This window comes from Granulicella aggregans (assembly GCF_025685565.1).
GTDB classification, from domain to species: Bacteria; Acidobacteriota; Terriglobia; order Terriglobales; family Acidobacteriaceae; genus Edaphobacter; species Edaphobacter aggregans_B.
Genome location: NZ_JAGSYE010000002.1, coordinates 1,263,977 through 1,286,390, shown reverse-complemented (window position 1 = coordinate 1,286,390; position 22,414 = coordinate 1,263,977). Strand labels below are relative to the sequence as shown.

Below are 22,414 nucleotides of genomic sequence, written 5' to 3'. Positions count from 1 at the left end.
CAATTGAAACGTATTGATTTGAAAGCGGCAGCGACGATCGGTCTGGTGTTGATGGGTTCGACACCGCAGCAGGGCTTCACCCAGCAGGCGACTCCGCCTGCCACCCCGCCAGCGAGTTCCTCCTCCGCCGGGATTACAGCTGAGGGTCTGCCTCAGGCTCCCGAGCCCAAGCTCACCGAGCCCTTGTTCCTTCGCAGCACGGCCCGCGACTACACCAAGCCGAAGAGCCACTTCACGAACCCGATCGCTCCGTATACGGCGATCACAGTTCCCATGCCGCGGCTTGCGAACTCCTCGCAGCTTGATTCGCTGCTGAAGGATGGCAAGATCTATCTCAGCCTGTCGGACGCCATCGCGCTCGCGCTCGAGAACAACTACGACATCGCCATCGCCCGCATCAACCTCGACATCGCGGACACCGACCTCCTCCGCGCCCGCGCCGGCTCCACGCTGCGCGGCGTCTCCACCGGCATCGTCGCGAACACCCTTGGAGGCACGACCTCCACCATCACCGGCGGCGGCGGCCCAGGCGGCACGTCGAGCTCCGCCGGCGGCGGCGGCACAGGAGCTTCGGGCCTCGTCCTCAGCACCAACGGCGGCGGCCCTCTACCCGAGAATCTTGACCCCGTCGTGACCAGCCAGCTCGAGTACGAGACGGTCAACCAGCCGCAGTCGAACACACTGTTCAGCGGCGGTCTCACCTCGCTGAAGACCAACACCTCGACCTACAACTTCGGCTACACACAGGGCTTCCTGACCGGCACCCAGCTGGGCGTGACCTTTAACAACTCGCGCGTCACCACCGATAACCCTTTCTCCGACTACAGCCCTGACATCACCACCAGCTTTCGCGCGACTGCGACCCAGCACCTGCTGCAGGGCTTCGGCTGGGGCGTCAACGGACGCTTCATCCTGCAGGCGAAGAACGACCGCCGCATTACTGACTCCGCTTTCCGTCAGCAGGTCCTCTACACCGTCAACCAGGTGGAGAACATCTATTGGGGCTTGGTCAGCGCCTATGAGGACGAGCAGGCCAAAGAGCGCGCGCTAGCCCAGTCCACCCAACTCACCTCGGACAACCGCAAGCAGCTTGAGATCGGCACCCTGGCTCCGCTCGACGTCGTGAACTCCGACAGCACCGTCGCCAGCGACAAGCAGGCCCTCATCGTCTCGCAGACGAACCTTGAGTATCAGCAGCTCATCATGAAGCAGGCCATCGCTCGCACCCTGAACGATCCTGCGCTCTCGGCCGCGCCTGTCATCCCAACCGACCGCGTCGGCCTCGACCGCCTGCCGGAAGAAGACACCCCGGTTGAAGACCTGGTCAAGCAGGCTTACGTGAACAATCCGCAGATCGAGCAGGCGATCCTCAACATGAAGAACAACGAGATCACCATCAAGGCGGAGAAGAACGGCCTCCTGCCCACGGTCGATGCGTATGCCTTCTACGGAGCCAGCGGACTTGGCGGCGCTCAAAATCCCAGCGCGATCAACTTCAACACAGGTAAGGCGTATGACGCCGGCAGCTTCCCATCGGTAGGTTACGGGACCGTGCTTAAGGACCTCTTCAACAGCAGCGCTCCGGATAAGGGCGTTGGTGTAAACATCACCATCCCGCTGCGCAACCGCACTGCCCAGGCCGACCAGGCCCGCTCGCAGATGGAGTACCGCCAGTCGCAGATGCGCCTGCAGCAGATTTACACGCAGATTCGCATCCAGGTCATCAACGCGCAGTATGCGTTGACCAACGACCGTGCCCAGGTGAGCGCCGCGCAAGCCGCTCACGACTACGCGAACCAGAGCTTGGACGCCGAGACCAAGAAGTACAAGCTAGGCGCTTCGACCACTGCGAACGTTCTGCAGCAGGGGCGTAACCTGGCGACCGCCGAAAACAACCTACTCTCAGCGACCGCCGCCTATGCGAAGGACCGCGCAGCCCTGCAGCAGCTGCTCTCGACCACCCTCGACCACTATGGCATCAGCATCGAGTCCGCGGCAAGCGGCACCGTCACCCAGGCACCGGTGATCCCAGGCCTGACGGCCCCGAAGGCTCCTGAAGCTCCGAAGCCGATCTCAGCAACTCCGCCGCCGCCTCCGCAGTAAGACTCAATCATCGGAAGACCCCAGGAAGGCCCGGACCTCGGTCCGGGCCTTCTCGCTGCCATTTGAGCTTCCCGGTCGATGGGTTATCCGTATGCTGCCGTCTTTGATTTTCGGAAATCGTTGAATATCCGGCCTTGCTTAAGGGCACGGCTTCAGCCCTGCCGTAAGTGCCTTATTCACAACCGGGCTTTAGCCCTTGAGGTACGCTTTCCCTTTTCCCGCCACGACTGCCGCCCTTCGTCGCGTCGTAGCATAAAGAGAGCAATCGAAGTGGAGATGGAATGAGCAGTGAGCAGGTGAACGGCCTGGCCAAAGCGGCCTCAGCGTATCTAAGGTCCGCGATGCACCAACCCGTCGACTGGCAGGAGTGGGGCCCCGAAGCATTCGCGAGAGCCCAGGCCGAAGACAAGCCCATCCTCCTCGACATCGGCGCAGTATGGTGTCACTGGTGCCACGTCATGGATCGCGAGAGCTACGAAGATCCCCTGACCGCCCGCATCATCAACGACCACTACATTGCCGTCAAGGTGGACCGCGACGAGCGCCCCGATGTGGACACTCGTTATCAGGCTGCCGTCGCCTCCATCAGCGGACAGGGCGGCTGGCCGCTCACGGCCTTTCTCACGCCGCAAGGCTTGCCCTACTTCGGTGGCACCTACTTCCCTCCGAAAGACCAGCACGGCCGCCCCTCGATGCAGCGCGTGCTCCTGACCATGGCCGAGGCCTTCCAGAAGCGCCGCAACGAAGTGGACGAGTCCGCCGAAAGCGTCATGGTCGCCATCGAAGAAAACGAAACCTTCAATGAGGCTGCTCCAAACCCCGGCGCAGAGCTGCACGCCAAGCTGATCGCAGCGACGTTGAAGCAGTTCGATGCCCGCAACGGCGGCTTCGGCGGCCAGCCCAAGTTTCCCCACCCCGGCGCGATCGACATGCTCCTCGATGCCGCATCGCGCACGAACGCCATCGCCGGAACAAGAGACGCCGCGCTGATCACGCTCGAGAAGATGGCCAAAGGCGGCATCTATGATCACCTCGCCGGAGGCTTCCATCGCTACAGCGTCGATGAACGCTGGGTCGTTCCGCACTTCGAGAAGATGGCCTACGACAACAGCGAGCTGCTGAAAAACTATGTCCATGCTTACCAGAGCTTCGGAGCCACCGAGTGCGCCCGCGTCGCCTTCGAGACGATGCAGTGGATCGACGAGTGGCTCAGCGATCAGGACCGTGGCGGCTTCTACGCCTCGCAGGACGCCGACTTCTCGCTCGACGATGACGGCGACTACTTCACCTGGACACGCGCAGAAGCCGCTGCAGTCCTGAGCAGGGAAGAGCTCGCCATCGCCGCGCCGTGGTTCGATATCGGTGAGCTCGGTGACATGCACCACAACCCGCAGAAGAACGTCCTGCAGATCCTCCAGCCTCTCGCTACGGTAGCGAAGTCTGCACGCGTCACCGAGCCTGAAGCGGCACAACTGCTTGCAAGCGCCAAGCGCAGGCTCTATGCAGCGCGACTGTCGCGCCCAACGCCCTTCATCGACAAGACGATCTACACCGCCTGGAACGGCATGTGCATCTCGTCGTACCTCGAGGCATCGCGCGTTCTCCGCATCCCGGAGGCACGAGCCTTCGCGCTGAAGTCGCTCGACCGCGTACTCGATTCAGCCTGGAGCAGCGACGGATCGATGGCACACGTCGTCGCCTACGCCGACGGTCTCGCTCGCGCATCCCGCCTAGCTGGCGGCCTTGAAGACTACGTCTTCATCGGCCACGCCGCGCTCGACGCCTGGGAGACCAACGGCGAGCTGAAGTACTACGCCGCCGCCGAACAGATCGCCGCCAGTACTGTCGCTCGTTTCTACGACACGCAAGGCAACGGCTTCTTCGATACCGAATCTCTGCCCCAAGGAGAGCATCGCCTCGGCGTCCTCGGCACCCGCCGCAAGCCGCTACAGGACTCCCCCACGCCCGCAGGTAATCCCGTCGCCGCATCTCTACTTCTGCGGATGGCCGCACTCAACGGCAGCAAAGATTACGAAAAGAAAGCCAAGCTCACGCTCGAAAGCTTCGCCGGCATGGTCGAGCATCTCGGCCTCTACGCGGCTGGCTATGCTCTTGCTCTCCAACGCATGATCCAGCCGCCCATTCAGATTTGCATCATCGGCGAAGATGCGTTGGCCGATGAGCTTGAAGGCGTAGCGCAGGCACGCTTCGTCGTCAACAAGGCTGTGATCAGGCTTCGCCCCGATCAGCTAGCGTCACTTCCGCCCGCACTCGCTGAGACCATCCCGAATCTTCCTTTCACAGCGAGTAGCTTCGCCCTGGTCTGCACGGGAACAAGCTGTCTTCCACCAGTGAGCGACGCAGACGGGCTGATCGCGGCCCTCTCTACCGCGATCTAGCCTGCGTCGCGTGCCTACGAACCAACCAGCGGCTGCTGCGCCGGCGGAGCCGTCGGATCCGCGTGCTGCATAATCAGCATGTTCGCCGGATCGGTCCCCAGCGGAATCCCCTCGCTCTCAAAAGACTTGATAATCTTCCTCCGAATCTCCCGTAGCACGCCCCACTGCTGGTTCGCGCGGCACTTGATCGTAATCGGATAGACCACCTCGCGGCCCTTGATCTGGTCGAGTCCCGGAACATCCGGGTCTGCAATCACCACCTGTTTGAAGGCCACATCGTTCCGCACCTCCATCGCGACACGCCGCAACACCCGCAGCACCTTATCCGGATCAGCGCTGGCGTCGACGTTCAAATTGATCGCCCCCACGGAGAAGTCTCGCGACAGGTTCGAGACGGTCGCGATCTGGCTGTTGGGAATAATATGCAGCGTACCGTCGCCATCCCGAAGAGACGTCCGGCGCAGGCTCATATCTTCCACCGTTCCGCTCAGCGCGGCAATCTTCACCACATCGCCCACGTTGAACTGGTCTTCCACCAGAATCAGAATCCCGTTGATCATGTCCTTAAAAATGGACTGCGCCCCGAGACCAATACCCACACCCAGCACGCCCGCGGAGGCCAGCAGAGGCGTCAGGTTGATGTTAAACACCGACAGCACATGCAGCAGGACAATGAATCCGATGATGCTGTAGGATGTCGCCCGCAGGACGGCAGCCATGGTGCGAAGCTGCGACGCGCGCTGCGTGTTGCCCACCTGCCGGTCGGCAAGCCGAAGCATCCGGTTGACGAAGAATTTCACCAGCCGCATCAGGACAAAGGCGATCAGCAGTACGACGAACAGCCGCGGGAGATCGAACTGGACGAAGTCCAGGATCTCGTTGTGCCAGCCGCGCTCGAGTCCCTCAAGGGTCCGCTCTTCGTGAATCGCCGCGCTGGCTGGCGAAGCTGCTTGCATAAGGAGGATGGCTGGGAGCATGATTTCCCTAACTCTTTCTATAAGTATTGGCCGTCGGTACGGCAGGGTTGAAGCAGTACAGATGCGGACCAGGCAACACCCACGCGGATGCGCATCGGCACCCATCGCCCAAGTCTATTTGGATGCGAGTTTCGCCGAAGACGCCCGGATGCGGGATTGGAGCAAGTCGTGACCAAAAGACGACAGAGTCGTCAATATAGCGCGATCCTGACAACTGCGGCGCTGCTGGCGATTCTGTCTCCTGCGCGACCCGTGGGGTGGGGACAGATGCAGACGGGGGCGGGTAGCTCTTCGACCTTGGGATCCGGGTCCAACCGGTCAGCGCGAAACCCTCTGGACGACGACATGGAGGCGCACCTGCCGGAAAGCTACGCCCGGATGCAGAATACCGAGCGCCAGCGGCGTCTGGTTGGCGATACGGAGCGCCTGCTTACGCTGACCAACCAACTCAAGGCATTGATCGCGAGCTCCGGGAGCGAAAATCTGACACCCGAGATGCTGCGCCAGATGGACGAGATTGAGAAGCTGGCACGCAGCGTGAAGAACAAGATGAGGAATTAGACCCATAACGCCGGTACGGTTCGACAAGAGGGAAATTGCAATGCGGGGAACTGGGGGAGCTATAGCAGCGGTGGTACTGATGGCGACCTCTCTCGGGTGGGGCCAGCAGCGGAACGCACCTCCGGCCCAGCCCCAAACCCAAACCCAGGCTCAGCCACAGGCTGCCGCTGAAAGTGACCCCGCGAAAGAAGACAGCCGGACTCTGAAGCAGAAACTTCTGGATGACGAGGCGCAGCGCCTGGTAACCATGGCCAACGAACTCAAAGCGGCGGTCGACAAGACGAACAAAAACATCCTGTCGCTCGATGTTGTGCGCAAAGCGGAGCAGATTGAGCAGCTTGCGCACAAGATGAAGGACCAGGGGAAGCGATAAGCAGCCACTCACTCTTCGGGTACGCGTTATTTCCCGAAGTCGCGTTCGGTTATAGAGTCGCGAAACCATAGTTTTCGCCGCTCGGACGGGCAATTCTCCCGTCTGCGAAAGCGAAAACTTGCCGATTACCGTAACCTCCAAACCTGGTTACTCTCGTCCTGTGTCGATGGCCTTATTGAGTGATCTGGCACGCAGGGTCTGCTAACTTGCAACCATATTGTAGAAATCCGCATACGCGCTTGCCGGAGGTTGTCTTGGCCGCTCACGTCCTGTCCGAACTCTCTAAGCCCTCCCAGTCGACATCCGCTCTACCTTCGGTAGAGACGCTCACATCGAACGATGCTCGCCTGGAGATTGACCCAGCTTCTTACTCGGCCCTGTACAACAACACGCCCTTCGGTTTCCAGCACAACCTGCACAAGCTCGATCTCTTCCAGTTCGAGGCCATCTGCGACCTGGCGGATCGCTACACCACCGCCTCCGCGAACGACTACTTCGTGACCGGCACCAGCCCCAAGGCAGATGCCGCGTTCTTTGATACCGAGCAGATCGTGCTGAGGCCGGTTGAGGCGATCCGCAGGCTCGATGAGAAGCCTACCCGCATCCTGCTGAAGCGGCCGGAGAACTACGACGTACGTTTCCGGACCCTGATGAACAGCCTCATTCAGCAGCTTCGCGCACTGCCGGGCGGACTCGGCAACCAGCCGATTCGCAGGATCCAGTCGAGCGTCTTCATCACCTCTGCTGCCGCGACGACGGCGCTTCACTTCGACCCTGAAGTTGCGTTCTTCGCGCAGATTGAAGGAGACAAGGACTACCACGCCTACCCGCCCGATCAGGTCACAGAACCGGAGCTCGAAGAGTTCTACTCCCGTGGCCGGGTCAGCATCGGCCAGTTGGACATGTCCAAGCTGAACCCAGATCAGGATCATTTCTTCCCGCTGAAGGCCGGAGTCGGATTCCACCAGCCGCAGAACTCTCCGCACTGGGTTCAGACGCGCGCGGTTCGCTCGATCTCCTACAGCCTGGTCTATGAGACAGCCCTTGACAAGCAGATCGGCCTCACCCGCGCCTTCAATTACTTCGAGCGCAAGGCCGGATTGCATCCGACCCCTCCGACCAAGAATCTGCAGCTCGATGGCCTCAAGGCGAAGGCGATCGTCCCGGTGCGCTTCGGACTGAAAGTCGCGCACAAACTCCGCCACGGATAAGCCTCTCCGCTGTCGGTATCATCCAAGGGATGGTTGCGCAGCTCCTGCAGCCATCCTTTTGCTTTGCCACAACGTTGTTGCCGCTCAACAGGGGCCGATTTGCCCTCCAGGAGCTTGTTGAAATACCCGGCCGATTTGCCCGCCCTGGAAGCTCGTTGAAATACGAGGTTTTGCTTAAGGGCACGGCGTCAGCCATGCCGAAATCAATTTACTTGCAATGCGGCTTTAGCCGCTGAGGTACGCTTTTCGTCCTGTCTCCGTCTTTTTCGGCGAGCCCCCGAATGGACCCTGTGGCAAAGTGTGAATCCACGAAGAAATCGGTACAATCGGGTGTGGTTCGGATCGTCAATCGCTCTGAGGAAAATGGCATGGGTCGCAAAACTTTACCGAGCCTTAACGGCTCGTCCACGTCTGTGCAGGAAGCGGACGATACCCTGTTAGATCGCGAACAATTGATTGAGTTCTACCGGCTCATGTACCTCTCACGCCGGACCGACGACCGCGAGATCGTCCTCAAGCGGCAGCAGAAGATCTTCTTCCAGATCTCCTGCGCGGGGCACGAAGCCCTGCTGGTCGCCGCCGGAATGGCGATGAAGCCAGGCTACGACTGGTTTTTCCCCTACTATCGCGACCGCGCCATCTGCCTCACCCTCGGCAATACCGTCGAAGAGCAACTCCTCCAGGCTGTCGGAGCCGCCGACGACCCCGCCAGCGGCGGCCGCCAGATGCCCTCGCACTGGGGCATCAAGAAGCTGAATATCGTGACGCAATCCTCCGCCACGGCGACCCAGTGCCTTCACGCGGTAGGCTGCGCCGAAGCAGGCCGCTACTTCCGCAATCATCCCGAAGCCCTAGCGAAGCCAGCCATCTCCTCAGGCATCGACTACCGGCAGTTCAAAGAGGTTAAGTTCGAAGCCGACGAGGTCGTCTACGTCTCCATCGGCGAAGGCTCCACCAGCCAGGGCGAGTTCTGGGAGTCGCTGAACACTGCCTCAAACGCCAGACTGCCCATCGTCTTCGTCGTCGAAGACAACGGCTACGCCATCTCCACGCCCGTAGAGGCCAACACCCCCGGCGGAAACATCTCGAAGCTGGTCGCGAACTTCCCCAACTTCCACTTCGCGGAGATCGACGGCACCGACGCCATCGCCAGCTACAAAGCGATGGTGGAGGCAGTCGCCTACTGCCGCGCAGGCCACGGCCCCGCGCTGGTGCATGGCCACGTGGTGCGTCCGTACTCCCACTCGCTCTCGGACGATGAGCGCCAGTACCGCTCCGCCGAAGAGGTCGAAGCCGACTCGCTGAAGGACCCGATCGCCCGGATGCAGATGTACCTTCTACGCGAGGGCATCCTCAATGAAGCCGAGATCGACCGCCTCGAGCGCCAGGTGGACGAAGAAGTCCAGCGCGCGGCAGACCGCGCCGTCCGCGCCCCGCTGCCGGTCGCAACCCGCGAAGCGATTGAAAAGCATGTCTACTCCGAAGACCTGAGCGTCACCGACGGGCGCTTCGCAACCGAGCCCCAGCGCACCCCCGACGACGCCGAACGCACCATGGCCGACCTCATCAACGCCTGCCTCAAGGACGAGATGCGACGCGACGAGCGCATCGTTGTCTTCGGCGAAGACGTCGCCGACGCGACCCGCGACGCGGCGCTCCGGGCAGGGAAGATCAAGGGTAAGGGCGGCGTCTTCAAGCTCACCTCCGGCCTCCAGAACGAGTTCGGCAACGACCGCTGCTGGAACTCCCCCCTGGCCGAGGCCAACATCGTTGGCCGCGCGATCGGCATGGCCGTCCGCGGCATGAAGCCCGTCGTTGAGATCCAGTTCTTCGACTACATCTGGCCTGCCGTCCACCAGATGCGGAACGAACTCTCCGTGATCCGTTGGCGCTCAAACGGCGAGTACAGCTGCCCGGTCCTGATCCGCGTACCCATCGGCGGCTATCTTACCGGCGGCTCCATCTACCACTCCCAGTCCGGCGAGAGCATCTTCACCCACACTCCCGGCGTGCGAGTCGTCATGCCCTCGAACGCCCTCGACGCCGTCGGCCTGCTGCGGACCGCCATCCGCTGCGACGACCCCGTCCTCTTCCTCGAACACAAGCGCCTCTACCGCGAGACCTTCGGCCGCGCGATGTATCCCGGCCCGGAGTACGCGATCCCGTTCGGCAAAGCAAAGATCGTGAAGCCCGGAAAAGACCTCACGGTCGTCACCTACGGAGCGGTTGTTCCAAGGGCGCTGCAGGCTGCGGTAAAGATCGAGCGCGAAAAGGGCATCAGCGTCGAGCTGATCGACCTGCGAACACTCAGCCCCTACGATTGGGAGACGATCGCCGAGTCCGTGAAGAAAACAAACCGCGTAATCGTCGCCCACGAGGACATGCAGAGCTGGGGTTACGGCGCAGAGATCGCGGCCCGGATCGGCGAAGAGCTCTTCCACGACCTCGACGCTCCCGTCCGCCGTGTAGCCGCAATGGACACCTTTGTGGCCTATCAGCCCGCCTTGGAGGATGTGATTCTGCCACAGGCGGATGATGTCTATAAAGCGATTGCGGAGCTGGCAGCGTTTTAGTGCAACTTAACCCGCAGATCGGCGTTTGACTGAGTAGAGATGCTGCGGGCGTTCGGTCCAAGCCTGCTGCGATGTGGAGTCTGCCATGGCGATTTTGAGCGATTCGAGCGATTGGGGCTGTGACCTGCGCGGGCGAGATCTGGCCAGGCGCACGGTTTCGCGGCGCGGGTTTATGAAGGACGGGGCGCTCGCCCTTATCGGCACCTCCGTGATTCCCGCCTTCCTGCACCGCAGCGTGATGGCGGAGGTGACCACAGCTGCTGCAAACAAGAAGAAGCTGGTGGTTCTCTTTCAGCGCGGAGCGGCGGATGGACTAAATGTCGTCGTGCCATACCGCGAGAAGAACTACTACTCGATGCGGCCGTCGATCGCGATCAAACAGAACGAAGTTCTGGACCTGGACGGCTTCTTTGGCCTGCATCCCGCGCTGGCGTCCTTCAAGCCGCTCTATGACCAGGGGCATCTGGCGGTAATTCATGCCGCAGGATCGACGGATCCGTCGCGCTCGCACTTCGATGCCCAGGACTTCATGGAGAGCGGCACCCCCGGCATCAAGTCGACCGAAGACGGCTGGCTCAACCGCGCCCTGGGCGACGAGAAATTGTCGGGCAAGCCTTCCCCGTTCCGCGCGGTAGCCCTGGGCACCCAGGTTCCCCGGGCGCTCGCCGGCAAAGTTCCAGCGGTCGCCGTGGCGAACGTCGCCAACTTTTCTGTCGCCGGCAAAGGCCAGCAGACCAGCGCCCTATCGAACGCATTCCAAGCCATGTACGACGAAAGCACCGACGCCGTCCTCCACGGCACCGGCCAGGAGACCTTCGAGGCGGTAAAGATGCTCAAGTCCGCCGACCCGGCAAAGTATCAGCCAGCGGCAGGAGTCGTCTATCCCAATGGCGGCTTCGGCAACAGCATGAAGCAGATTGCCCAGTTGATGAAGGCGAACCTCGGCGTCGAAGCGGCCTTTTCCGATATTGGCGGCTGGGACACCCACCAGAACCAGGGAGCCGCAACCGGGCAGCTCGCAGGCCGGTTGAAAGAGTTCTCCGAAGCCATCTCAGCCTTCTGGATGGACATGGGAGCAGACGCGCAGAACATCACGCTAGTCACCATGTCAGAGTTTGGCCGCACCGCCCGCCAGAATGGCACCGGCGGCACCGACCACGGGCACGCCAACGTGATGTTCGTGCTCGGCGGCCAGGTAAAGGGCGGTAAGGTCTACGGCAAGTGGCCGGGACTATCTGACGGCCAGTTGAATGAGGGCCGCGATCTAGCCGTCACAACCGACTTCCGCCGCGTACTGGGCGAGGCAGCCTATAAAACCCTCGGATCGAAAGATATGGAGCGCGTGTTTCCCGGCGCGCGCGTGGCACCAGCGGATTTTCTGGATTTCGTTTAGGGGGGTCTGGTGGCCCGGGCAGGAGTCCAACCTGCGACCTTCGCGTTAGGAGTGCGCTGCTCTATGCAACTGAGCTACCGGGCCACTTGAAAAAAAGTGGGACACACCGCAAGCGCCGCACAGATTCCATGACGCAACTTCGGTGTGTCTCCAGTGTATCGCGCTCTGGTCTTTCAGCGCCCGCCGTTACTTCACCGCCGCAGCCACCGCATCGGCCAACGAAGTCGTCGGTCTTCCCAGCAGCCCACTTAACTCCCGCGACTCACTCTCCAACTCTCCTTCTGCCGCACAAATATCCGCCTGTGCCAGCATCTCAGCGATCGGCGCAGGCAGCCCGAACCCGATCAACGCTCCGGCATACGCCTCTTCCGGCAGGTCCTTGTACACCACCGTTTTGCTTGACGCCTCCGACACCTCCGCCGCCAGTTCGCTCAGGCTGAACGAAGAATCCCCGGCCAACTCATAGACCTTGTTCGCATGCGCGACCTCGGTCAACACCACTGCCGCAGCGGCCGCATAGTCCGCCCGGGCCGCCGCCGAGAACCGTCCATCCTTCGCCGAGCCGAGAATCGCCCCATGCGCCAGCGCCGGCCCCAGGTTCTCCGTGTAGTTCTCCAGATACCATCCGTTCCGCAGAAACACATACTTCAGCCCCGACGCAGCGATCGCTTTCTCCGTCGCGAGGTGGTCCTTCGCCACAATCAGCTTGGACGTGTCCGCACCCAGCACGCTCGTGTACGCGATCAACTTCACGCCAGCCTTCACCGCCGCGTTGATAGCCGCCTTATGCTGCGCCACCCGCTCCTCGCCCAACACATTGCTGCTGATCAACAACACCTTCTCCGCTCCGGCAAACGCCGCGGCCAGTGTCTCAGGCCGGGCATAGTCCGCTTCGCGAACCTCCACGCCCAGAGCCTTCAAATCGGCAGCCTTCTCCACGCTCCGCGCACCCGCCACAATCTCACTTGCCGGAACCCTCTCCAGCAGCGCCTTTACCACGAGACTTCCCAGTTTCCCCGTTGCTCCCGTCACTACGATCATCGTCAATCTCCTCGATTCCTTCTCAACATCCAGCCGCATGCGCGGCCACAGGAAGAACTCTACTCCACGAGCTAACTTTTCGTAAGTACGTACCTTGATGTAAGCTACTTACATGGAAACCGGATCGAGAGTCCTCGCCGCCCGCCAGCGTCGCCGCAGGGGCAATGTATACGATGCAAGCTGCCCCTCCCGCATCGTCCTCGACCACGTCACCTCCCGCTGGGGAACCCTCATCCTCCTCGTTCTGCTAGACGGCACCCACCGCTTTTCGGAACTCGCCCGCACCATCGGCGGCGTCAGCGAAAAGATGCTAGCCCAGACCCTCCAGACCCTCGAAGCCGACGGCCTCCTCTCTCGCACCGTCTACCCCACCATTCCCCCGAAGGTCGAGTACTCGCTCACCCCCTTCGGCACACAAGCCGCCCTCCATGTCCGCACACTCACCAACTGGGTCGAAGAAAACGTCTCAGCCGTCCTCAAGCACCAATCCAAACAAGTCGGCTAACTTCGTTCTGAGATTGTTTGTCGTTCCTGCAGGGAATCTGCGTTTGCCACCCCAGATCGACAACCCATAACCCGAAGAGATGCGTTCAGACTTCACCCCTTCACTCGCAGGCTCCCGCCAATGGGCAGACAGATTCGGCGTATGGACATCTGCGCTCTGCGTCGTCCATTGCCTTCTCACGCCTGTTCTGATCTCCTTCTCGGCAGTCTTCGCGCACTTCCTTTCAGCTGAAGAGAGAGCGCACCGCAGCCTCGCCCTTCTGGTCGCTCTCTTCGGAGTTACCGCCTTGTTCATCGGCTTCCGCAAGCACCGCCGGCGGTCCGTGCTCCTCATGATGTCGCTCGGACTCTCCTGCATCGGCGGAGCCGCCTGGTTTGGTAACAGTCTCCCCTCCCACGCCGTCGAAGTAGCTATCACCTTCTGCGGCAGCGGCCTCATGATCGCCGCCCATCGCCTCAATCACACCTTCTGCAAATCCTGCGAGTGTGCCTCGAAGCTCTGATTCTTGCCTGCCCGGTGGTAAACTTACGAGTGGAGCAAGAGCCAAATTATGCCGCCTATTCACCGCAGACAAACACCAACAGTCAACATAGGCGGCATCCTCACCGGCTCCTCCGCTCCCGTCGTCGTCCAGTCGATGACCAACACCGACACCGCCGACATCGAGTCCTCTATCCAGCAGATCGCCGCGCTCGCGCGCGCTGGCTCCGAGCTTGTCCGAGTCACGGTGAACAACGATGACGCGGCGAAGGCTGTCCCGTACATCGTCGAAGGCATCCAGAAAAAGGGTTGGAACACTCCCATCATCGGCGACTTCCACTACAACGGCCACCAGCTTCTCACCAAATACCCAGCCACCGCCGAAGCACTCGCCAAGTACCGCATCAACCCGGGCAATTGCTCCATCGGCCGCAAGGACGACGACAACTTCCGCACCATGGTCGAAGTCGCGGTCAAGCACCAGAAGCCTGTCCGCATCGGCGTCAACTGGGGCTCGCTCGATCAGGCCCTCCTTACCAAGATGATGGACGACAACTCCAAGCTCTCTGACCCGCTGCCCGCCCGCGACGTCATGATGGAAGCCATGGTCGTCTCCGCCCTCGACAACGCGGCCGCCGCCGAGCGCTACGGCCTTCGCCGCGACCAGATCATCCTCTCCGCCAAGGTTTCGGGCGTTCGCGACCTGGTCGACGTCTACACCGAGCTTGCCCGCCGCACCGACCACGCCCTGCACCTTGGCCTGACCGAAGCCGGTATGGGCATGAAGGGAATCGTCGCCAGCACCGCCGGTCTCTCCCCGCTCCTGCTCGCCGGCATCGGCGACACCATCCGCGTCAGCCTCACTCCCACCCCCGGCGGCGACCGCTCCGAAGAAGTCCGTTGCGGCCAGCAGATCCTACAGTCCCTCGGCATCCGCAGCTTCATGCCCCAGGTCACAAGCTGCCCCGGCTGTGGCCGCACCACCTCCACATATTTTCAAGAGTTGGCGGAGCGTATTCAGTCTTACCTCGTCGCCTCTATGCCCGAGTGGAAACAGCAGTACCCTGGCGTCGAAGAGCTCAAGCTCGCCGTCATGGGCTGCATCGTCAACGGCCCCGGCGAATCCAAGCACGCCAATATCGGCATCTCGCTCCCCGGTACCTTCGAAGAACCCAAGGCCCCGGTCTACGTTGATGGAAAGTTGTTCACAACTCTGAAGGGCGACCGCATCGTAGAAGAGTTCCAGGTCATCCTTGACGAGTACGTACAAAAGCGCTACGGTCACGCACCCCACATTCTCCAAGCCGAAACCCTCATCGAAGCCTAACCCCAAGCCAGCCCACTAGGCTTGTCATCCTTCGCGAAGCGGAGGATCTGCTTCGCGCCTTGTTGCACGTTCCACTCGCGATCGTTCGCGAAGGGAACTTTTGTCTGTGGATGCCGCCTAATCCGTAGTCGACCTTCGGCAAACTGTCTTGGAGATACATACCCGCCGCCAGTGTCTCGCACCATAGTTGTAGTGCCTGGATAAAGCGCTGAACCTACAATCAGATCGGACTCTCTTTTCCCAGGAGTTTCAAGAGCGGTCTTGTTAGATCGAGCGCCCCTTCGAAGGACGCCATCTTCAAGGAATGGAAAGGGGACAAAGTTGAGGCTCCTCAAGGAAGAGGATGGTCAGGCGCTGGTGCTGGTCGCCGCTTTTATGGGCCTAGTCGCCATTGGCTTCTTTGCATTCGCCCTCGACGTGGGAAATCTCTTCCGTCAAAAGCGCATGGCACAATCTGCCGCCGACGCAGCCGCCTACGCCGCTGCCGAAGAGATGGCCTACAACGTCTCCTCCAATGAACAAGCCGCAGCCAATGCGATGGCGAAGCTCAATGGCTTCGACACCACACTTGCGAAGAATCCCGCCACGGTCACGCTCACAAACGCTCCCCAGAGCGGAGACTTCACCGGCTCCGCCTACGTTCAGGCCACCGTCTCAAAGCCCGTCTCAACCGTCTTCCTCGGAGCCTTCTCCAGCAAATTCGCCAACATGACCGTCTCCGCGACCGCGATCGCCGGCGGCAATAAGACCAGCCAGACCTGCGTCTGCCTCGAAGGCACCAACGGCGAGACTCTCAACATGAGCAACGGCGCAAGCCTCAATGCCTCCGGATGCGGCGTCGTCGATGACTCCAACTCCTCAGACGCCGTCGGCGTGGTCGGCGGTTCCGTCCTCAGCGGTCTCACCCTCGGTCTCGTCTCGTCAAGCTGGACGAGCGGCTCCAATGTCAATAACGGCGGAAGCATCTCCTCCTCGATGACCATCGTTCAGCCCATCTCCAGCCAGTGCAATCCCACCATGCCCACGGCACCCACCTATTCCCCTGCAAGCTGTCTCTCCGATCCCGGCGGCAGCAGCTCCTCCTTCACAGCCGGTCCCTCCAGCGCCAGTGGAGTCATCTGCTATAAGTCCCTCACGATCGGCGCCAACGGGTCTCTCCCGACCCTCAACCCTGGAACCTACGTCATCACCACCGGCAGCCTGCACTTCCTCAGCGGCTCCGGAAGCCAGTCCAACCTCGGCGGCAACGGCGTCTTCTTCTATCTCACCGGTACCGCCAATCTGGTCATCGATAACGGCGCGAACATCAACCTCGTAGCCGGAGGCAACGCCGAAAACGGCGGCGGCACCGCTCCCACCGTCGGCAACTACAACGGAATCGTCATCGATCAGGACGCCACCGACACCGCCGCCATGTCCATTCAAGGAGGTGCCTCAGCCTACATGAATGGAGCGATCTACGCGCCTTCCGCAGCGGTCTCCCTCGGGAACGGCAGCAGTTCCACCTTTAAGGGCGGCCTCGTCGCAAGTTCGCTCACGATGAACGGTGGCGGATCGCTGACCGCCAGTGCGACCACGAACGAAGGTAGTTTGAGCTACGGTGCCTCTCCGAAGCTTGTGCAATGAGCTCTCGGACCGATCCACCTCAGATCACCCAAAGGAACTCCCACCCGGCCCGGCTCCTCCGGAACGAAAGCGGCAATGCCCTCGTTGAACTGGTGGTCCTCGTTGCCATCCTTGGGGTCCCACTCTTGCTCGGCACTGCCGAGATCGGACTCATGGTCTACGACTCCATCGAGATCTCAAACGCGGCCCGTGTCGGCACGGCCTACGCCATGCAAAGCTCCACCTTCGCTTCCAACACATCGGGCATTGTCACGGCCGCGCAAGCGGATGCCTCCGACTTCGGCACCCGCCTTGCCGTGACCCCTCTTGTGTATTACGCCTGTTCCAACAACATCACCGGAACCCAATACACCGGCACAAACGCGCAGGCGAACGCCACGTCAGCCTGCGCCGGTGGTACCAATCACCCCATCCAGTTCGTCCAGGTCACGACCAGCATCACGATCACGCCACCCATTCACTGCCCAGGTCTCCCGACTTCGTTTCCCATCACCAGCTCCTCGGTCGCGGAGGTGGAGCAATGAACGTCCTCGGGTATCTGCAAAGAGTCCTTTCCCCCGGCCAACACTCGGAAGACGGCAGCGCTCTCATCGAGTTCGCGCTCACCCTGCCAACCCTCTGCGGCCTGCTCTTCTGCTTCCTCGAGCTCTGCCTGCTCTTCTACTCCTACGACATGATCTCGGAGTCCGCTCGCGAAGGCACCCGCTACGCCATCGTTCGTGGAGCTTCCTGCCAGACCTCGGCCGGCGTCTCCTGCGAGACGACAGCCGCCAAGGTCAACACCTACGTCTCGAATCTGGGCTGGCCCAATCTGGCTGGCGGAGCCATGGTCGTCGACACAACCTACCCGAACGGCACCGACGCCGTCGGCAACCCTGTCCAAACGAAAGTGACCTATACCTTTCGCATCACCATGCACTTCGTGCCCACCAACAACATCTCGCTCTCAAGCACCTCGGTGATGTACATCCTGCAGTAGCATCAGCAGGTGCCCCATATCTGGCACCTTCATCACCAGATGGGGGTACCCCCGCCACAAGAAACTGGATGCCCTCTATCTCGACTTCGGGAGATGGCCGAAACCACAACCCTCCGGCCCGCATCCGCCTCTAACCACCATGCCGAATACTCCGGAACAAGACCCCCGCGTCTACTTCGCTGCCGAACGCACCTTCCTCGCTTGGATTCGGACCGGACTTGGCCTGATGGGCGTAGGCTTCGCCGTCGCTCGCTTCGGCCTATTCCTCCGTCAGATGCAGGCCTCCCAGGCACACGGCCCAATCCAACAGCCAGGAATCTCAGTCCTGTCCGGGACAGCCATCGTCGCTCTCGGAGTCGTCGTCCTGATCGCGTCTGTGGTCCAGCACCTGGTTCTCATCCGCGAACTCAGCACCGGCACATGGATACCTGGCCGCAGCTCCCGCAACGCGATCGTCCTCGCCTCGCTGCTGGCTCTCGTGGGCATCGCCATGGCGATCTACCTTCTGATCATCCGTTAGATATTCTCGGAACCACGAGGCGGCACGGCCTAAGAGACCACGAGCCAACCCGGCTACAAGAGACTGCGAGCCTTACGAGGCTTGTTCAAAGACTCGGTCTTGCTTATGGGACCATCTCAGCCGTGCCGTAAACGCTTGAATTACCATGCGACTTCAGCCGCTGGATACGACTTTCGCATTCTTCCTGACTCGTTCAACAAGCCCCTAAACGTTGCTCGTCAACGACGTCCCAATCGTCGTGAACGCCGTTCCGATCTTCGTGCTCAACGTCTTCATCGAAGCCACCGCGCCCAGACCGACCAGCGCTGCCACCAGAGCATACTCAATCAGATCCTGTCCCGCCTCATCGCGTAGCAAATGCGACAGAGGCTCACGGAGAGCCTCGAGATTCCTTCTGAAATCGATCGCGAAGTGGAAGACCATGGTAGACACCGTCACCTGAACCTGACTGGAATGAATGCTTTCCCATCATCGAGCCGGTACCGGAGTAACGAATATCCCACGAAAGTATGCTGAAGTTCGCGGGTTGGGTCACGCAGAAGACTAGACAGAGCTAGTCAGCGTTGTTCCCAGACTTCCGAAGAAGCTTCCCAGGCTGCTCGCCAGCCCCTTCATCGTCGCCACAGACCCCAGCGCAATAAAGGCCACGACCAACGCATATTCGATCAGGTCCTGACCGCTCTCGTCCGCCAGGAATCGAGACCACATTCTCAATGTCTGCGGTTTCGCAACGCCGTTCTTACAGGGTGTCATCGAAGTCATCGCAGAGAAGTCCGTTCCAGTCCGAGGTGTCTAACCTTTCAAGCATCGGCCGCAGCTCAGACCCTGACAATCCCCCAAACGACTCATTCCCAAGGCCTCCGAATCTAAAGCATAGTAACGTCGCAGCGATGCACAGCGAAGCAGGCGACCCTCGTTCTTTACGATCTTGTTGAAAGACCCGGGGTTGCTTACGGGCACGGCTTCAGTCTTGCCGCAAGTGCTCAATCTGCAAGGCGGCTTTCGTCGCTGGAGTAAGACTTTCGCTCTATTTCGGCCCTTTCTCACCATCTCTCCGGAGGATGTAAAAAGGGAATCTGTTGGAATATTTTGCTGTGCCGCCGATATAGAGGGTTGACAGGTCTTTCGCCGGCCGCTCGAAGGTGTGATGGCACCTCCCTTGCTGCTCGAGTCTCCGTCCAGACCGGGAGTTCTGCCGAAATCGGTTGCCGATCTCCAGATGGCCTACATCGTCTCGAGAGGGTTTCATTGAAGGGCGGCTACAGGGTGCAACGAGGCGGAGAGCGTAGATCGGATGGGGCCCGGCGGAACTTCGGGGGCGTCGCCCGCCTGCTCTTTAAGATCTCCTTGTACGTGCAGCTCTGCACAGCCTTTACACTGCCGTGGCTGCTGCACTCTTCCCTTGCTGTCGCCCAGCGTTTTACGTTTCAGAACTTTGCCCAGCGGGACGGCCTGCGCAACCTCAACTTCAACTGCATGCTTCAGGAGGGTAATGGCAGCCTGCTGGTGTGTACGGAGTTTGGACTCTACCGCTACGACGGGTCAAGGTTTGAACTCGTTCCGACAGTCGAGGGATCGTCCTCGCCGCTGATTCAGGGAATCGCGCAGGATCTGGCTGGGCGGATTTGGGTAAGCACTCCGCAGCGGCTGTTGTATCGCGATCGGTTAGGGGTCCACGGTGTGGGACCGGCTGGCCAGAACCTGAAGATCGATCTACAGACTCCGATTGTGGCGACGCCCGGAGATCCGAGCCAGGTCTACTTCATCAGCCAGCACCGGTTGATGCAGGCACGCACCCAGGACAACGGCGTCTCGTGGCAGATCTTGGAGGCTTATGACGAGACGACGCTGGCCCGGTATCCGATGCTGACGAAGGTCAAGGGCGCCTACGCAGACCGGGAAGGTCACCTGTGGGTGGGCTGCGACGATGAGCTGTGTGAGACGGGCCACGGCGAGGTGAAGCGGTGGGGACGGGCGGAGGGAGTTCCGGCAGATGAATGGTCGGCGGTGCTGGAGGACCGTCGCGGGAACGTATGGGCGCGCGGAGATCATCACATCGTGCGGCTGGGCAAGCAGGAGTCGCAGTTCGTGTCCGAGGACAAGGACGTCCCGGCGACGGTGCTGGAGCTACGCAAGCCATGCCTCATTGAAGACCCGCAGGGACGGATTCTGACCAACACGGCGGATGGGCTGGCGCGATGGACCCAGGGAAGCTGGACCGTGTTCAACAAGCAGAACGGGCTTCCCGGCGGGCTGGTGCAGACGATGATCTTCGACCGGCAGGGGTCGCTGTGGTTCGACGGCGGCAAGGCGGGACTGCAGCGCTGGGTCGGATACGAGCAGTGGGAGAACTGGACGACCGAGCAGGGGCTGGCGAGCAACCTGATCTGGGCGATTATGCGCTGCGCGGGAGGAAGGCTGTGGCTGGGTACGGAGCTGGATCTGGAACGGATGGAGGCGACTCCCCAGGGACGGGAGCTGCAGCGCGTGGGCAAACACCTTCATGTGCGTCGGGTCCAGAGCATCGCGGAGACTGCGGACGATCACCTATGGATTGGCAGCGACGACGGAAGCATCGTCGAGTTCGATTCAGAGCGTAAGAGTTCGAGGCTGCTCGCAGGCGAGCGAAATGTCTATCAAGTGTTAGTAGATCGAGATGACCGGGTCTGGGTGCTGACGGCAAGCGGTCTCTTCTGGGTGGACAGAAGCGGCGGCAGAAGGGAGATGCGGTTGCCACCGGTGCCCCCGACGCGGTTCTTCCGCGCGGTAGAGGACGCGTCGGGCGACCTGATCTTTACCTCGGATGAAGGGATCTTCCGGCTTTCCAAGGAGCGCTGGAGCCATATCCAGATGCCAGCGTCGTACAAGCCCGCATACAACACCCAGATTGCGATGGGCAAGGGCGGCACGTTCTGGATCTCCGGAACATCGCCGTCGGTGTTGCAGATTCGCATCGACGGGGACACGGCCACGGAGGTCAGCGAGGCATCGGTGCCGATGTTGGCTTCCGCCAATGTGTATCTTATGGCGTCCGACCGGCGCGGCTGGGTGTGGGTTGGAACGGACTCGGGTGTGGATGTCTTCAATGGCGCGGAGTGGCGGCATGCCGGGGAAGAGGATGGCATGGTCTGGAACGACACCGATACCGGGGCCTTCTTCGCCGATGCGGACGGTTCGGTATGGATCGGTACGAGTGGAGGCTTGTCACATCTGCTGCATCCGGAGAGGCTCTTTGCGAAAGAACCTCTTGAACTCGAGCTGAACCAGGCGAAGCTGGGCGCGCTCGAATTGAAACGGGGCGTTCGCAGTACGGCGAAGTGGGGCCACTATCCGCTTGTGTTTCATGTCGCCTCCCCTGACTTTGCGCGGGGACAGGAACTCCGATACAGGTATCAGTTGAGCGGGGTTGACGACGCTCCGCAGGAGACCGAGGAGCACGATATCCGCTACTCGTTTGTTCCGGATGGGCGGCATCGGCTGGTGGTGACCGCGATAGACGCGGCGAATCACCGGGTCTCAGAGCCGCAGGTGCTGGAGTTCGTAATCAGTCCGCCGTGGTGGCGCACTGCATGGTTCTTTGCCCTCGCCGGAATAGGGAGCGCGCTGCTGATCGTCGCCGCGTGGCGCTGGAGCAACCGCATCGCGATCGCGCGCAGGCATGCCCTGGAGCGGCAAGTGAAGGAGCGGACGCGTGAGCTTGAGGAGAAGAATGCGTCGCTGCTGGATGCTCGCGCGGCGCTGATGGAGCAAGCGACTCGAGACTCGCTGACCGGCATTCTGAATCGCGGAGCAATCCACGCGCTCTTGCAGCAGGAGATAGAGCGGGCGCGGCGCGAGGAGCAGCCTCTGGTGGCGGTGATGGCCGATGTCGACCACTTCAAGCGGATCAACGATATCTACGGGCACCAGTGTGGAGACTCGGTGCTGCGCGAGGTGACACAGAGGCTGCGTTCGGCGATTCGGACTTACGACTCGCTGGGCCGATATGGCGGGGAGGAGTTTCTGATCCTCATCCCGGGTCTGGGAGATGCCGAGTCGGTACACCTGATCGAGCGCATCCGGAAGATCATCGAAGAAAAGACGTTCCTGTGCGGCGAGGCGAGTCTGCACGTGACTTGCAGCTTCGGGGTGGCGTGGCTGGGAGCGGGCGATGACCTTGAGGCGTTGATTCACGCGGCGGACCAAGCGCTTTATCAGGCCAAAGCAAACGGGCGGAACCGGGTGGAGTTCGCAGTGACCGATGCAGGGGTGAGGGTCTAAGGGCGAAGCTGGCGAGCGCGAGGACTTCCCGAGGCATCTTCAGGTGGCCGTGCATCCGAAACCCACGAGGCGGGGTATAGTGTTCG

General features: G+C 61.2%; 19 protein-coding genes and 1 tRNA gene. 15 read left to right on the top strand and 5 right to left on the bottom strand.

Going from position 1 to position 22,414, the window contains the following annotated elements:
- Window positions 1–51: 51 nt before the first annotated feature.
- Together OHL18_RS14805 and OHL18_RS14800 are read left to right on the top strand one after the other, a co-directional pair.
- Window positions 52–2,103 (top strand): TolC family protein, encoded by a 2,052-nt coding sequence (locus tag OHL18_RS14805; protein WP_317890504.1) that lies wholly within the window; start codon window positions 52–54, stop codon window positions 2,101–2,103.
- Between the two features lie 281 nt (window positions 2,104–2,384).
- Window positions 2,385–4,502 (top strand): thioredoxin domain-containing protein, encoded by a 2,118-nt coding sequence (locus OHL18_RS14800; protein WP_263375616.1) that lies wholly within the window; start codon window positions 2,385–2,387, stop codon window positions 4,500–4,502.
- A gap of 14 nt (window positions 4,503–4,516) precedes the next feature.
- On the opposite strand, the gene OHL18_RS14795 is transcribed toward OHL18_RS14800, so the two are convergent.
- The gene (locus tag OHL18_RS14795; protein WP_263375615.1) at window positions 4,517–5,479 is read right to left on the bottom strand and encodes a mechanosensitive ion channel family protein; all 963 of its coding nucleotides are present in this window, start codon (window positions 5,477–5,479) and stop codon (window positions 4,517–4,519) included.
- A gap of 168 nt (window positions 5,480–5,647) precedes the next feature.
- Between OHL18_RS14795 and OHL18_RS14790 the strand changes: the two genes are divergently transcribed.
- The 5 genes from OHL18_RS14790 (at window position 5,648) to OHL18_RS14770 (ending at window position 11,590) form a co-directional block, all read left to right on the top strand.
- The gene (locus OHL18_RS14790) at window positions 5,648–6,040 is read left to right on the top strand and encodes a hypothetical protein (protein WP_263375614.1); all 393 of its coding nucleotides are present in this window, start codon (window positions 5,648–5,650) and stop codon (window positions 6,038–6,040) included.
- Between the two features lie 79 nt (window positions 6,041–6,119).
- Window positions 6,120–6,413: a hypothetical protein gene (locus tag OHL18_RS14785; RefSeq protein WP_263375613.1), complete on the top strand. Its 294-nt coding sequence runs from the start codon at window positions 6,120–6,122 to the stop codon at window positions 6,411–6,413.
- A gap of 254 nt (window positions 6,414–6,667) precedes the next feature.
- Window positions 6,668–7,624: a cupin-like domain-containing protein gene (locus OHL18_RS14780; protein WP_263375612.1), complete on the top strand. Its 957-nt coding sequence runs from the start codon at window positions 6,668–6,670 to the stop codon at window positions 7,622–7,624.
- Window positions 7,625–7,992: 368 nt separating this feature from the next.
- Window positions 7,993–10,197: an alpha-ketoacid dehydrogenase subunit alpha/beta gene (locus OHL18_RS14775; RefSeq protein WP_263375611.1), complete on the top strand. Its 2,205-nt coding sequence runs from the start codon at window positions 7,993–7,995 to the stop codon at window positions 10,195–10,197.
- A gap of 85 nt (window positions 10,198–10,282) precedes the next feature.
- Complete coding sequence (locus tag OHL18_RS14770) at window positions 10,283–11,590, top strand: DUF1501 domain-containing protein (RefSeq protein WP_263375610.1); 1,308 nt, start codon at window positions 10,283–10,285, stop codon at window positions 11,588–11,590.
- Between the two features lie 7 nt (window positions 11,591–11,597).
- Here the strand turns inward: OHL18_RS14770 and OHL18_RS14765 are convergent.
- Together OHL18_RS14765 and OHL18_RS14760 are read right to left on the bottom strand one after the other, a co-directional pair.
- Window positions 11,598–11,674: transfer RNA gene (locus OHL18_RS14765), tRNA-Arg, on the bottom strand.
- 102 nt (window positions 11,675–11,776) lie between these two features.
- Complete coding sequence (locus tag OHL18_RS14760) at window positions 11,777–12,631, bottom strand: SDR family oxidoreductase (protein WP_263375609.1); 855 nt, start codon at window positions 12,629–12,631, stop codon at window positions 11,777–11,779.
- Between the two features lie 112 nt (window positions 12,632–12,743).
- On the opposite strand from OHL18_RS14760, the gene OHL18_RS14755 reads away from it, so the two are divergent.
- The 7 genes from OHL18_RS14755 to OHL18_RS14725 all read left to right on the top strand — a co-directional run bounded on the left by OHL18_RS14755 (window position 12,744) and on the right by OHL18_RS14725 (window position 18,068).
- The gene (locus tag OHL18_RS14755) at window positions 12,744–13,136 is read left to right on the top strand and encodes a winged helix-turn-helix transcriptional regulator (RefSeq protein WP_263375608.1); all 393 of its coding nucleotides are present in this window, start codon (window positions 12,744–12,746) and stop codon (window positions 13,134–13,136) included.
- Between the two features lie 79 nt (window positions 13,137–13,215).
- A complete protein-coding gene (locus OHL18_RS14750) occupies window positions 13,216–13,638 on the top strand; it encodes a MerC domain-containing protein (protein ID WP_263375607.1) in 423 nt (140 codons plus the stop codon).
- 48 nt (window positions 13,639–13,686) lie between these two features.
- Window positions 13,687–14,943, top strand: coding sequence for a flavodoxin-dependent (E)-4-hydroxy-3-methylbut-2-enyl-diphosphate synthase (gene ispG / locus OHL18_RS14745; protein ID WP_263375606.1), 1,257 nt, complete (start codon window positions 13,687–13,689; stop codon window positions 14,941–14,943).
- A gap of 321 nt (window positions 14,944–15,264) precedes the next feature.
- Entirely contained in the window at window positions 15,265–16,569 is a 1,305-nt protein-coding gene (locus OHL18_RS14740) for a pilus assembly protein TadG-related protein (protein WP_263375605.1), read from the top strand.
- Complete coding sequence (locus OHL18_RS14735; RefSeq protein WP_263375604.1) at window positions 16,566–17,093, top strand: TadE/TadG family type IV pilus assembly protein; 528 nt, start codon at window positions 16,566–16,568, stop codon at window positions 17,091–17,093. The genes OHL18_RS14740 and OHL18_RS14735 overlap by 4 nt, the downstream gene beginning before the upstream one ends.
- The gene (locus tag OHL18_RS14730; protein WP_263375603.1) at window positions 17,090–17,548 is read left to right on the top strand and encodes a TadE/TadG family type IV pilus assembly protein; all 459 of its coding nucleotides are present in this window, start codon (window positions 17,090–17,092) and stop codon (window positions 17,546–17,548) included. The genes OHL18_RS14735 and OHL18_RS14730 overlap by 4 nt, the downstream gene beginning before the upstream one ends.
- A gap of 139 nt (window positions 17,549–17,687) precedes the next feature.
- Window positions 17,688–18,068 carry a YidH family protein gene (locus tag OHL18_RS14725; RefSeq protein ID WP_263375602.1) on the top strand — a complete coding sequence of 127 codons (381 nt, stop codon included), beginning with the start codon at window positions 17,688–17,690 and terminating at the stop codon, window positions 18,066–18,068.
- Between the two features lie 204 nt (window positions 18,069–18,272).
- Here OHL18_RS14725 and OHL18_RS14720 read toward each other — a convergent pair whose 3' ends face one another.
- Both OHL18_RS14720 and OHL18_RS14715 read right to left on the bottom strand, forming a co-directional pair.
- Window positions 18,273–18,506 (bottom strand): Flp family type IVb pilin, encoded by a 234-nt coding sequence (locus tag OHL18_RS14720; RefSeq protein WP_317890500.1) that lies wholly within the window; start codon window positions 18,504–18,506, stop codon window positions 18,273–18,275.
- A gap of 105 nt (window positions 18,507–18,611) precedes the next feature.
- The gene (locus tag OHL18_RS14715) at window positions 18,612–18,776 is read right to left on the bottom strand and encodes a Flp family type IVb pilin (RefSeq protein ID WP_263375601.1); all 165 of its coding nucleotides are present in this window, start codon (window positions 18,774–18,776) and stop codon (window positions 18,612–18,614) included.
- A gap of 645 nt (window positions 18,777–19,421) precedes the next feature.
- On the opposite strand from OHL18_RS14715, the gene OHL18_RS14710 reads away from it, so the two are divergent.
- Window positions 19,422–22,328 carry a ligand-binding sensor domain-containing diguanylate cyclase gene (locus OHL18_RS14710; RefSeq protein WP_263375600.1) on the top strand — a complete coding sequence of 969 codons (2,907 nt, stop codon included), beginning with the start codon at window positions 19,422–19,424 and terminating at the stop codon, window positions 22,326–22,328.
- Window positions 22,329–22,414 lie beyond the last annotated feature (86 nt).

What these genes read in the sequence shown, in the direction of transcription:
- OHL18_RS14805 (WP_317890504.1), top strand. Translation starts at nt 52, where the DNA reads ATGGGTTCGACACCGCAGCAGGGCTTCACCCAGCAGGCGACTCCGCCT.
- OHL18_RS14800 (WP_263375616.1), top strand. Translation starts at nt 2,385, where the DNA reads ATGAGCAGTGAGCAGGTGAACGGCCTGGCCAAAGCGGCCTCAGCGTAT.
- OHL18_RS14795 (WP_263375615.1), bottom strand. Translation starts at nt 5,479, where the DNA reads ATGCTCCCAGCCATCCTCCTTATGCAAGCAGCTTCGCCAGCCAGCGCG.
- OHL18_RS14785 (WP_263375613.1), top strand. Translation starts at nt 6,120, where the DNA reads ATGGCGACCTCTCTCGGGTGGGGCCAGCAGCGGAACGCACCTCCGGCC.
- OHL18_RS14775 (WP_263375611.1), top strand. Translation starts at nt 7,993, where the DNA reads ATGGGTCGCAAAACTTTACCGAGCCTTAACGGCTCGTCCACGTCTGTG.
- OHL18_RS14770 (WP_263375610.1), top strand. Translation starts at nt 10,283, where the DNA reads ATGGCGATTTTGAGCGATTCGAGCGATTGGGGCTGTGACCTGCGCGGG.
- OHL18_RS14760 (WP_263375609.1), bottom strand. Translation starts at nt 12,631, where the DNA reads ATGATCGTAGTGACGGGAGCAACGGGGAAACTGGGAAGTCTCGTGGTA.
- OHL18_RS14755 (WP_263375608.1), top strand. Translation starts at nt 12,744, where the DNA reads ATGGAAACCGGATCGAGAGTCCTCGCCGCCCGCCAGCGTCGCCGCAGG.
- OHL18_RS14750 (WP_263375607.1), top strand. Translation starts at nt 13,216, where the DNA reads ATGCGTTCAGACTTCACCCCTTCACTCGCAGGCTCCCGCCAATGGGCA.
- ispG (WP_263375606.1), top strand. Translation starts at nt 13,687, where the DNA reads ATGCCGCCTATTCACCGCAGACAAACACCAACAGTCAACATAGGCGGC.
- OHL18_RS14735 (WP_263375604.1), top strand. Translation starts at nt 16,566, where the DNA reads ATGAGCTCTCGGACCGATCCACCTCAGATCACCCAAAGGAACTCCCAC.
- OHL18_RS14730 (WP_263375603.1), top strand. Translation starts at nt 17,090, where the DNA reads ATGAACGTCCTCGGGTATCTGCAAAGAGTCCTTTCCCCCGGCCAACAC.
- OHL18_RS14725 (WP_263375602.1), top strand. Translation starts at nt 17,688, where the DNA reads ATGCCGAATACTCCGGAACAAGACCCCCGCGTCTACTTCGCTGCCGAA.
- OHL18_RS14715 (WP_263375601.1), bottom strand. Translation starts at nt 18,776, where the DNA reads ATGTGGTCTCGATTCCTGGCGGACGAGAGCGGTCAGGACCTGATCGAA.